Here is an 11,567-nt window from a genome sequence, read left to right as displayed (position 1 = left end):
TAATGAATCCTCAACATCTCAAAAACTGGTTTACTAATTGCTGCTACTGTACCTCATAACATCTGGAAGTGCTGTAACAATTACACCAGTTTTATGGTTGTGGATGCAGTCGCGCAGTCCGTCTGTGTTACTTGCGAGTATCGGTACGACTTGGGAATAAGCATCGTCGTAAACAATCCGGGGCTGATCCTCTGAAAGACTGGGAACTACAATAGCGTGATATTCTTGCAGCAACCGAAATAATTCTTTGCCGTAAGCAATCGTTCCCAAAATTTGGATATTAACCGACTTTTGCAGTTAATTGCTAAGTCTTTTGCATTCGCTTAAAAGTGTGCCATCGCCGAGTATATCGAGATTGACAGCAATGTTTTTCTTCTCCAAAATTTTTATTTCTTCTAACAGAACTAACACACTTTTACTGGACTCCACTCGACCAACCAATAGAAGTTTCTGTTTTTGGGTTGAGGGGGATAGCTTTTTGTGCCATATTTCCTCTACATCGGCTTCAGAAATGATATTTTCTTCATCTATCCAAGAAGCGTGGATGACGTGACCTCGTTCTTGTCGCTTTGTCAGTAAACTCTGCTGGTATTGCGATTGTGTGAAGATTGTCAGGTTAGCATTATTTACGCACCAGCGATTCACTATTTCCGATAAGTAAGCGATGATTTTGTCTTTTATTTTTATGGTTGTGCCTGGTGCCAGACGCCACGGTGCGGACTCGACTGCGAGTACGTAGAATGTTCCCTGAATCAGGGCTATTGGTGCCACTAACCACCCCATAACAATGGGCCAGCCTGCTACGCAACTATGTACAATATCTGCTTTAACGTTAGAAAACGATGGTTCGCGGGTGACGACAATTGCATTTCCTGGGGATGTTTCTTGTTGGCAGAGAGTTACTATAGTGAAGTTTTTAAGATACCCGAAGTGTTCCGTTAGGTCTTTTGCCCACAGCGGATCGAGATATATGTCACCTTTTTAATTGAAGGTGGAGGTGACGTTAATGACCATTAAATAACGCTTGGTAATAGGTTCTAGAAACTTTAAATCCTGTGTTTTTCCTAGTCTGAGCTGTTTGAATTAACTTGCATACGTGACCTCCTATTTATTGATTAAACGCTCGTCTATAATGAACTATAAATTGTCTGGCTCCAAAATTTGTGCGATCGCTCGCGCTGTCTGCCGTTCATTTATGTGGTATTAACTAAATTTATCTAGATTTTTGTCGCATAATTTACAAATCTTAAAGTTTATATTGCCTGTAGGCTTGACTTGCGGCTCGGTGCAGCAGCGAATGTCGGTAAACTAACCCATTCATGTCGTCGGAATAGCCACCGCCAATCACGCAGGCAACGGGATAGCCGCCAGCCAAACACGCCGTCAAAACTTGCATTTCCCGGCGAAATAAGCCCGTATCAGTTAAAGCTAATTTTCCCAGTTTGTCGCAGTGATGAGGGTCTACTCCGGCATCGTACAAAACTAAATCGGGCTTGACATTTGAAAGCAAATCTGGTAAGAATTTATCCAATGTTTGTAAATATTCGTCGTCCTCCATACCGACAGGCAAAGATACATCTAAATCGCCTTTTTGTTTAGTGCCGGGAAAATTTACCTCGCAGTGCATCGAGAAAGTAAAAACGCTGCTGTCATCTTGGAAAATTACAGCGGTTCCATCTCCTTGATGCACGTCTAAATCGACAATTAAAACTTTGCGAACTAAACCCAATTGTTGGAGGACGCGGGAGGCGATCGCCAAATCATTAAAAATACAAAAACCAGATCCAAAAGCAGGAAAGGCATGATGAGTTCCCCCCGCCGTATTGCAAGCCAAACCGCATTTTAAAGCGAACTGGGCAGTTAATACCGTTCCTGCAATCGCAGTGCAAGTGCGATTAGCAAGAGCCAGACTCCAAGGCAGACCAATTCGCCGCTGAGCTTTGTCGTCGAGCGTCCCGTTGCAGTAAGCTTGAACGTAGCGGTGGTCGTGGACTAATTCAATCCATTCTTGAGGCGGAAGTTCGGGAGCGTGAAATTGCGATTTATCTGCTACCCCGTCCGCGAGCAGCATCTGGTAAAGTATCCGAAACTTTGCCATCGGGAAGCGGTGATCCGGTGGCAGGGGTGCCACGTAATTTTCGTGGTAAATAATTGGTAAGTCCATTAAGATTATTGTAGAACGAATGAATCTCCAATGGAAAGCCTGCAATCTCAAATTTAAATTTTTAGGAGAACCTGTATTATATGCAACCATTAAAAACAGTCTGGCAGTCCGGCAGCACCGACCCCGAAAATGCTGACAATCTCGATAATATCAGTCAGTGGTGGGGAAACCTCAACGGCAAAGAAATTAGCTGGGTACAGCGACTGATTCCGCAAATCGGCGGTCTGAGCGAAATTCACTGGCATCCTCAGCGTTTTGACGAAACATTTGTGATAGTCAATCCCGAAATTCGCGAGGAAACTCTCTATTGGTACAAAGCCGATTTTCCTGTCCAACGTAACAACACAGTTCACAAACTAGAACTAGACAACCTGCAACAACAATTGTACATCTATCCTCAGTTGGAATCAGAATTGGTAATTCGCATAGGATTTCCCGAAGTTAAATATCAAACACTTGAATTAAATAATCCCGAAATCGCCTTGGGGGAAGATAACGTTCTGCTGCTGTGGGAGGCCGATCAAGAACTGGAGATTAAAATCTCGCTCACCAATGAAAATATTGCCAAACTTAAGGAATTGCTTGCGTAGAAAAGACCTAGAAAAGAATTTATACGGCAAGCTTTGTATGTGGGTTGACGGATCTATAGTCTTAGTTACCTATAGATATCTTAAGACTTATGGGCGGATGCGTCGAAACCATTTTTTTTCACAGCAATACTTCCTTGCAGCCCGGGGCAAGAGTAAAAAACCCGGTTTCTTCGCCTCGGGGTGCGTCCAGGTGTGTATCTTTGCTAAAACTCTTTGAAGGTGGCCGAAAAATGTCAAGAAGCTTGCGTTATTCTCCTGGGATTTTTATTAATGCTAAAGTCAAGCAAAAAACTGTTCCGGGCGGATCAACGGGGTTTTATGTACAAAAATACTTCGCCGCAGCCCTTGAACAGAGTTAAAAAATCCGGTTTCTTTGGTCTGGAGTGCCTCAGTCATGACTTTTTTTCGGCATAGTTAATTCTTGCAGCGAATGATGATGTTTATTTTGGCAATAAAAGATGACCAAAATGCGGTTAATTTGAGTTGCAAACTTAAGACAAGCAGGCAAAAAGTTGGACGCAGAGAAAATGCGTTAGTCGATAGCCTAATATCTAAAATTAATCCTATGTTTGCGAAAATTAACAAGGTCTTATGAATAATTTCTGTGGAAAAAATTACTAAATTTATTAAATCATTAATCTGCTGCTAACACTAAAAAAATCATAATGGCAAGACAAAAAATGTTGATAGAAAAAGAAAATATTCACATTTTAATTATTGACGATGAGCCCGACAATCTCCGATTTATATCAAAGATATTGACGAAAGAAGGGTATAAAGTTCAGCGGGCGATTTCTGGACAAATGGCGGTAAAGGCTAAGTTTGCTGTTCTCCCAGACTTGATTTTGCTAGATATTGCCATGCCCAAAATGAACGGCTACGAAGTCTGCGAAAGACTGAAGGCTAACAAAGAGACTCGGGAAATTCCGGTGATTTTTTTGAGCATTTATAATGAAACTTTTCACAAAGTCAAAGCTTTTGAAGTCGGCGGTGTTGACTACATTACTAAGCCTTTTGAAGTGGAAGAAATTTTAGTGCGGATTGAAAGTCAATTGACTATCCAACAGCTATCGAAACAATTAAAACAGCAAAATTCCCAACTGCAACGAGAGGTAGAATTTCGCAAGCATACAGAACAAGCGCTCCGGGAAAGCAAAGCACAGTTGCAAAAATTGGCTGTCAATATACCAGGGGTTATTTATCAATTTATAAAGACTGTCGAGGGAAGTTTTAAATTTGAATATATCAGTTATGCTTGTCGGGAAATTTACGAATTAGAGAGTGAGGATATCTTAAAAAATCCTGACTTGTGCTTCGATCAAAATCATCCAGACGACCGTCAATATCTGGAAGAAAAACTTGCCGCTAGTGCTCGAAGTTTAGAACCTTTTGCCTTTGAATGGCGGATTGTTACGCCCTCGGGTAAACTCAAATGGCTGCAATCTAATTCTCGACCCGAAATGCGCGATAATGGCGACATTGTTTGGTATGGCGTACTTTTTAATATCAGCGATCGCAAGCAAGCAGAAATAGAAATGGCAGGAGCTAAAGCAGCTTTAGAACGGCAAGTTCAGCGAGAATTGCTGATTGCAAAAATAACTAAAGAAATTCGCTCAAGTTTGCAGCCAGAAAAAATATTTCAAATAGCTGCAACTCAAATTGGTCTGGCATTCTGCGTCAATCGCTGTTTGATTCATACTTACGTTACTACCCCGCAAGTCGATATTCCTCTGGCGGCTGAGTATCTCGAACCTGCGTGCGAATCTATTTGGAACGTACCCATTCCAATTTGGGGCAATCCTCACGTCGTACAAATGATGATACAAGATGTGGCGATCGCCTCCAACAATGTTTATTCAGACCCTCTTTTGCAAGCTGTTCAACCACTTTGCCACAAGGTTGGGCTGAAATCAATGCTGGCAATTCGCACTTCCTATCAAGGCAGGGCAAACGGCGCTATCTGCTTGCACCAGTGCGATCGCTACCGGGAATGGACTTGCGATGAAATCGACTTGTTAGAAGCTGTGGCGGCTCAAGTAGGGATTGCGATGGCTCAAGCTAAACTGATCGATCGAGAAAAAAATCGGCTTGTGCAGCTCGACCGGCAAAATAAACTGCTGCAAGCAGAAATTCGCACCCGCATTTGCGCTGAGCAAGCTCTGCAAGAATCTGAAGCAGAATTGCGGGCTATTTTTGCCGCCATGACTGACACAGTTTTAGTGAGAAATGCAGAAGGGCGCTGCATCAAAATCGCCCCGACAGGAACGGCGAATTTGGTGAAACCTCCAAGCGAAATGATTAACAGAACTGCTCACGAAGTCTTGCCGGAACCTGTGGCAGATTTGGTATTAAATGCCATCCAACAAGTTCTGAAAACGAAGCAAAGTATCAATGTTGAATATAGCTTTACAGTCGGAGATCGCGAAGTTTGCCTAGACGCTAAAATTTCTCCGCTTTCTCCAGAATCAGTGATTATCGTAGCGCGAGATATTAGCGACCGCAAACAAACAGAATCTGCACTCCGAGAAACCCAGCACTTCATTCAGGCGATCGCCGATTCCAATCCCAACCTATTGTACGTTTACGATTTAATTGAACGGCGCAATGTCTACAGCAACCGACAAATTGCGGCGATACTAGGGTACAGCGCCCAAGAAATACAAGACATGGGTACAGCAATGATGTCAACGCTGCTCAACCCGGACGATTTGCCAAAGTATTTTCAAAGCGTCCAAAAACTGGAGCGAGCCAAAGACGGCGATGTCATTGAATGTCAATACCGGATGAGACACAAAAACGGTGAATGGCGCTGGATGCACAGTTGGGATACAGTATTTCTCAGAACAAGTGATGGTAAACCCAAACAAGTTCTCGGCACCGCTAATGACATCACAGACCGCAAATTAGCCGAAGAGAAACTGCTAGCATCGCAGCAAAGAATCTCATTTTTATTGCAGCAAACGCCGATCGCAGTTATCGAGTTAAACCTCAATTTAGAAATTATCACTTGGAATCCCGCGGCCGTTGCTATTTTTGGCTACAGCGAGCAAGAAGCGAAAGGGAGAGTCGCCTCCGATTTGATCGTACCTGAAAGCTACCACCAGCAAGTATCTGAGATTTTCAATCACGGCTGGAACGCTAAATCCAGCGGCACTTCCGAAAATCTGACCAAAGACGGCAGAATTATCATCTGCGAGTGGTACAATACTCAGCTAATTGACGATAACGGTACAGCGATCGGCATTGCTTTAATGGCTGTAGATATTACCGAACGCAAGCAAGCAGAAACCGAACTGCAAGAAAGTGCTTTACGACAAAGAGCGATCGCCCGCATCATTGAAAGAATGCGGCAGACTTTAGAGATCCGAGACATTTTTTACGCCACAACCCGAGAATTGCGCGAAACCATGAAGTGCGATCGAGTCGCAATTTACCGTTTCAATCCAGACTGGAGCGGCGAATTTGTAGCCGAATCCCTTGACCGCAAGTGGGTTTCTTTCATTCAAGCACAGGAATTCGATTCTAGCCTTACTGAATGCGTTTTAGACAACGAACTTTGCGTAGTCAAAAAATTAGATCGCACTTTACAAGAAGTCCACGATACCTATTTGCAAGAAACCAAAGGCGGAGTCTACAGCCGAGGTAGAACTTACCTTTGTGTCCCAGATATTTACAAGCAAGGCTTCGATAATTGTTACATCAAATTGCTAGAAAAATTTCAAGCTAAATCCTACGTTATTGTGCCGATTTTCTGCGGCAAAAAGCTCTGGGGATTACTAGCCTCTTATCAAAACTCAGATCCCCGCCAGTGGACCGAGGCGGAAATCAACGTTGCAGTTGATGTAGGCACTCAGCTAGGAGTTGCATTACAGCAAGCGGAATTGCTTGCCCGGACTCAAAGGCAGTCAATGGAACTGATTAAATCCAAAGAAAACGCCGAAGTTGCCAACCGTGCCAAAAGCCAATTTCTCGCTTCCATGAGCCACGAACTCCGCACGCCTCTCAACGCCATTCTCGGTTTTTCCCAAGTCATGGCTCGCAACAGTTCTATCACGGAAGAACAAAAAGAATACATTGAAATTATCAACCGCAGCGGCGAACATTTGCTGGAACTTATCAATGATGTTTTGTCAATGTCTCAAATAGAAGCAGGTCAAATTACCATCAATGAAAATCGCTTCAATCTCTACAGGCTTCTCAACAGTCTAAAAGAAATGCTGCAACTAAAAGCCCACTCAAAAGGTTTGGATCTCATATTTAAAAATATCGGCGATTTGCCGCAGTACATTCAAACAGACGAAGCTAAATTGCGACAAGTTTTAATTAACCTGCTCGGCAATGCGATTAAATTTACTCAGCACGGAACAGTTACTTTGCGCGTCAGCAGCCAAGCTGAAAATAACGCCATCGAAGAAAACAAATCCCAATTGTATTTTGAAATTGCCGACACGGGTCCCGGCATTTCTCCCTCGGAAATATCCACATTATTCAAGCCCTTCGTACAAACCGAAACTGGTCGAAAATCAATGCAGGGAACTGGTCTCGGATTACCTATCAGCCAACAGTTTGTCAGGATTATGGGAGGTGATATTGCTGTTGAAAGTCAACTAGACCAAGGCACAACTTTCAGCTTTAATATCTCGGTTAACTTAGTAACAGAAAGCGATCGCCAAGAAAAATCGGCGGTTAAACAAGTTATTGCTTTAGAAGCCGGACAACAAACTTATCGGATATTAATAGTTGAAGATGTAGCGGAAAATCGCCAACTGCTGCTTAAGCTCCTCGTACCGCTGGGGTTTGAAGTCCGCGAAGCAACTAACGGTCAAGAAGGAATTGCTTTGCAGTTAACTTGGAAGCCGCACCTGATATTAATGGATATGCTGATGCCAGTAATGGATGGGTACGAAGCGACCAGACAGATCAAGCAAACTCTAGAAGGTAGACAAACAATAATTATTGCCCTGACTGCCAGTGCTTTTGACGAGCAGCGGCAGATGATTTTGTCTGCTGGTTGTAACGATTTGATCTGTAAACCGTTTCGGGAAGAGGTACTCTTTGAAAAGATAGCGCATCACCTGAACCTGCGTTATATTTATGAGGAAGAAAACTCCTCTACTTCTTTTTCATCAGGGACGCTGCTTAAAAGTTTGACCGCTGAGGATTTGAGTGTAATGCCCATAGACTGGGTTGTCGAGTTGCACCGAGCAGCACTTTGCGTTGACGACAACCGCATCCTCGAACTCATCGATCAAATTCCCGAAACTGAGGCAAATCTCGCTAACACTTTAACAGATTTAGTCGATAATTTTCGGATAGATATCATTATCGATTTAACTCAATTATATTATGATGAATGATTATCCATTGCCAGCGACTCCTAAAGACATTTTGATCGTTGACGATATGCCGGACAATTTGCGACTTTTATCCACTATGCTGACATCTTACGGGTATCATGTCAGGAAAGCTATTAACGGACAACTGGCTCTGCAAGGGGCGCAAATATCCCCTCCCGATCTCATTTTACTAGATATAAATATGCCGAAAATGAACGGGTATGAAGTTTGTGAGCAGTTAAAGTTAAGCGAAAAAACTAAAGATATTCCGGTAATTTTTATTAGTGCGCTAAATGACGTGCTGGAAAAAGTTAAAGCTTTTCAAGTAGGAGGAATAGATTATATTACTAAGCCGTTTCAAGTAGAAGAAGTCTTGGCCCGCGTCGAAAACCAACTTTCCCTTCGTTCGCTGCAATCGAAACTGCAACAGCAAGCTAGAGAACTGCACGATCGCAATTCTAGATTGCATGAAGAAATCGCAGAACGGCAGCGGGCTGAAGAATCAATCAGGTTTTTGCTGGAAACTACGCGGGCGATCGGCGAAGCTGTAGACTTTCACTCAGCTTTAGAAGTAATTCTGCACCAAGTTGGCGAAACCATCGGATGGGATGTAGGAGAAGCTTGGATTCCCGATGCAGAAGGAACTTTTCTGCAATCTGCCCGGGGCTGGTATGCCAGCAGCGCCAGCCTGGAATCGTTCCGCAGCAAAAGCGAACAACTGACATTTCCTATGAATGTAGGGCTGCCGGGACGAGTTTGGGCATCCAAAAAACCCGAATGGGTAGAAGATGTTTCCAGGGGCTACCCGGATTTTTGCCGAAGTCAAATAGCACTAGAACTCGGATTCAAAGCGGGTTTTGGCGTACCGATTTTGATAGGCGATGAAGTATTGGCAGTGCTCGTTTTCTTTAAAGTTTCGTCTTCTCGGAAAGACGCGCAATTTATAGACATTTTTAATGCGGTCGGCACTCAATTAGGTTCTTTAATTCAGCGCAAACAAGCAGAAGAATTGCTGCGCATTACTCAAGAAAAATATCACAGCATTGTAGAAAATGCGATGGAAGGAATTTTTCAAAGTACACCTTCAGGACGCTATCTCAGCGCTAATCCAGCTTTGGCAAAATTGTACGGTTACGAGTCGCCAGAAGAACTGATGTCCGAGATTAAAAATATTGCTCAGCAACTGTACGTTGACCCGGAACGCCGCCTCGAATTCGTGGCTGCTATGGATGCTGAAAATGCCGTTTTGGGGTTTGAATCTATGGTATGCCGCAAAGACGGGAGCTGGATTTGGGTGTCAGAAAATGTCCGGGCTGTTCGGGATTCAAAAGGTGAGCTTATCTACTATGAGGGTACTGTTTCTGACATTACAGAGCGGAAATTAGCGCAAGAAGAGCTGAAAATTCAACAGGAACAAAGCGAGAAGTTGCTGTTAAATATTTTACCCAAACCAATAGCAGAACGCTTGAAGGCGGAGCAAACTACAATTGCTGACAGTTTTGCCGAAGTAAGTGTTTTATTTGCGGATATTGTGGGCTTTACTGAGCTGTCGGCGAGAATGTCTCCCACGGAGTTGGTAAAGCGCTTGAACGTAATTTTTTCTCATTTCGACCAGTTAGCTGAAAAGTACGGTGTGGAGAAAATTAAAACTATTGGCGATGCTTACATGGTAGTCGGAGGATTGCCTACGCCGAGACATGACCACGCCGAGGCGATCGCCCAAATGGCCCTGGGAATGCAGGCACAAATAGCAAAGTTGTCCGCCGAGACAGGGGAAAAACTGGCAATTCGCGTCGGCATCAATTCCGGGCCAGTTGTTGCGGGAGTAATTGGTGTGAGCAAGTTCACCTATGATTTGTGGGGAGATACGGTGAATGTAGCAGCGAGGATGGAAGCTACGGGTTTTGCAGGCAGCATTCAAGTTACTGATGTTACTTATAAGCTTTTGAAAAATAAGTATCTGTTTGAGAGGCGAGGCGTGATTCCCGTAAAAGGTAAGGGGGATATGATGACTTATTGGTTGCTACAAAACAAGTAAAAATGGGAAATTGGGATTTTGAAGGAAGAAGGAAGAAGGAAGAAGGAAGAAGGAAGAAGGAAGAAGGAAGAAGGAAGAAGGAAGAAGGGGGAAGAAAGAAGTATGTTTATTTATTTAATCTGATATCTTCCATCCTTCTCAAGAGTTGAATATTCTTGTGGGGCGTTGCTCCGACGCTGCCGAGAGAGGGATTGTGCTGGTATGATGAAAGAAGTTAACGAAAATTTACATTAAGAGTCGTGACAGCACAACAGCTAGTATCTTCAACGAGTTTTGAAAAGCTAATTTGGACTTGGAAAGGTCACAAAATCCAATATACCGTCCAAGGAACCGGCCGCCCTCTGATCTTGATTCACGGATTTGGGGCTTCGATCGGACATTGGCGGCAAAATATTCCCGTACTCGCGGCGGGCGGCTATCGCGTATTTGCTCTGGACTTGCTGGGATTCGGTGCTTCCGCGAAACCAGCCCTAGATTACACTCTGGAATTGTGGGAAGAATTGCTGACAGATTTCTCGGCGGATCTGGTACAGGAACCGGCTGTATTTGTCGGGAATTCGATCGGCGCTTTGCTGAGTTTGATGGTAGTCGCCAACCATCCAGAAATATCAGCAGGCGGAGTCTTAATCAACTGTGCCGGCGGGCTCAACCACCGGCCGGACGAACTGAATTTCCCGCTGCGAGTAGTGATGGGGACTTTTACTAAATTAGTTCGATCGCCCCTGATCGGCCCGTTTGTTTTCAACAACATCCGCCAAAAACACCGCATCCGCAACACGCTGCGCCAAGTCTACAGAAACCCCGAAGCCATCACCGACGAACTCGTAGAACTCCTCCATGCCCCCTCCTGCGAGCCGGGAGCTCAACAGGTGTTTGCCTCGATTCTCACGGCCCCAGCAGGCCCTCAACCGTCAGAATTGCTGCCCAAAGTCGATCGTCCGTTATTGGTACTTTGGGGCGCAGACGACCCCTGGACGCCGATCGCCGGCAGCCAGATTTATCAACAATTGGCCGCCAACGGTAAACCAGTGAAATTTGTTTCAATTCCCAACACGGGCCACTGTCCCCACGACGAGCGGCCCAGTGAAGTCAACACTCTGATTTTGGACTGGCTGCTGGAAGTCAAGTAAAATTTTTCTGATCGAGGCAAGCCTTGGGCGATCGAGTCAAACCCTTGCAGTGCAAAAGTTTTGCCTCACTCCACCGCACCGGCACCCCGGCAGCAGCCGACTCAAAAAACTATTTTTGTAAAAAGTATTGACACCATTTACTGAGTCGGCTATAGTGATGGACGTGTGAGGAGCGAACCAGAAGAAGCACCGAGACGAAACACGGCCAGTCGTCGGTGCTTTTTCTGTTGAAAAGCATTTTTAAGAGTTTTAAATTATCTATAATTCACATCCCCCATATCTGTAAGCCCGCCCCGCCTTCTTCATTTC

The 11,567-nt window shown here is 44.3% G+C and carries 8 protein-coding genes; 5 read left to right on the top strand and 3 right to left on the bottom strand.

Features of this window, described 5'->3' with window-relative positions:
- Nucleotides 1–33: 33 nt before the first annotated feature.
- The 3 genes from QUA20_RS19850 to QUA20_RS19840 all read right to left on the bottom strand — a co-directional run bounded on the left by QUA20_RS19850 (nucleotide 34) and on the right by QUA20_RS19840 (nucleotide 2,164).
- Nucleotides 34–270, bottom strand: coding sequence for a hypothetical protein (locus tag QUA20_RS19850; protein ID WP_333190780.1), 237 nt, complete (start codon nucleotides 268–270; stop codon nucleotides 34–36).
- A gap of 27 nt (nucleotides 271–297) precedes the next feature.
- Nucleotides 298–771 carry a hypothetical protein gene (locus QUA20_RS19845; RefSeq protein ID WP_333190779.1) on the bottom strand — a complete coding sequence of 158 codons (474 nt, stop codon included), beginning with the start codon at nucleotides 769–771 and terminating at the stop codon, nucleotides 298–300.
- A 475-nt stretch (nucleotides 772–1,246) separates the two neighbouring features.
- The gene (locus QUA20_RS19840; protein WP_333190778.1) at nucleotides 1,247–2,164 is read right to left on the bottom strand and encodes a histone deacetylase; all 918 of its coding nucleotides are present in this window, start codon (nucleotides 2,162–2,164) and stop codon (nucleotides 1,247–1,249) included.
- Nucleotides 2,165–2,244: 80 nt separating this feature from the next.
- Here QUA20_RS19840 and QUA20_RS19835 point away from each other — a divergent pair, with 80 nt between their 5' ends.
- From QUA20_RS19835 to QUA20_RS19815, 5 genes are all read left to right on the top strand, one after another.
- On the top strand, nucleotides 2,245–2,754 hold the full coding sequence (locus QUA20_RS19835) for a hypothetical protein (protein WP_333190777.1): 510 nt from the start codon (nucleotides 2,245–2,247) through the stop codon (nucleotides 2,752–2,754).
- A gap of 665 nt (nucleotides 2,755–3,419) precedes the next feature.
- Complete coding sequence (locus QUA20_RS19830) at nucleotides 3,420–8,111, top strand: response regulator (RefSeq protein ID WP_333190776.1); 4,692 nt, start codon at nucleotides 3,420–3,422, stop codon at nucleotides 8,109–8,111.
- Complete coding sequence (locus QUA20_RS19825) at nucleotides 8,101–10,128, top strand: adenylate/guanylate cyclase domain-containing protein (RefSeq protein ID WP_333190775.1); 2,028 nt, start codon at nucleotides 8,101–8,103, stop codon at nucleotides 10,126–10,128. Before QUA20_RS19830 ends, QUA20_RS19825 begins: the two co-directional genes overlap by 11 nt.
- A gap of 2 nt (nucleotides 10,129–10,130) precedes the next feature.
- Complete coding sequence (locus QUA20_RS19820) at nucleotides 10,131–10,277, top strand: hypothetical protein (protein WP_333190774.1); 147 nt, start codon at nucleotides 10,131–10,133, stop codon at nucleotides 10,275–10,277.
- A 90-nt stretch (nucleotides 10,278–10,367) separates the two neighbouring features.
- The gene (locus tag QUA20_RS19815; RefSeq protein ID WP_333190773.1) at nucleotides 10,368–11,258 is read left to right on the top strand and encodes an alpha/beta fold hydrolase; all 891 of its coding nucleotides are present in this window, start codon (nucleotides 10,368–10,370) and stop codon (nucleotides 11,256–11,258) included.
- Nucleotides 11,259–11,567 lie beyond the last annotated feature (309 nt).

This window comes from Microcoleus sp. Pol7_A1 (genome assembly GCF_036701085.1).
Taxonomy (GTDB): domain Bacteria; phylum Cyanobacteriota; class Cyanobacteriia; order Cyanobacteriales; family Microcoleaceae; genus Microcoleus; species Microcoleus asticus.
Note: the sequence above shows the minus strand (reverse complement) of the source record. Positions and strands in the feature narration are given on the sequence as shown.

What these genes read in the sequence shown, in the direction of transcription:
- QUA20_RS19840 (WP_333190778.1), bottom strand. Translation starts at nt 2,164, where the DNA reads ATGGACTTACCAATTATTTACCACGAAAATTACGTGGCACCCCTGCCA.
- QUA20_RS19835 (WP_333190777.1), top strand. Translation starts at nt 2,245, where the DNA reads ATGCAACCATTAAAAACAGTCTGGCAGTCCGGCAGCACCGACCCCGAA.
- QUA20_RS19830 (WP_333190776.1), top strand. Translation starts at nt 3,420, where the DNA reads ATGGCAAGACAAAAAATGTTGATAGAAAAAGAAAATATTCACATTTTA.
- QUA20_RS19825 (WP_333190775.1), top strand. Translation starts at nt 8,101, where the DNA reads ATGATGAATGATTATCCATTGCCAGCGACTCCTAAAGACATTTTGATC.
- QUA20_RS19820 (WP_333190774.1), top strand. Translation starts at nt 10,131, where the DNA reads ATGGGAAATTGGGATTTTGAAGGAAGAAGGAAGAAGGAAGAAGGAAGA.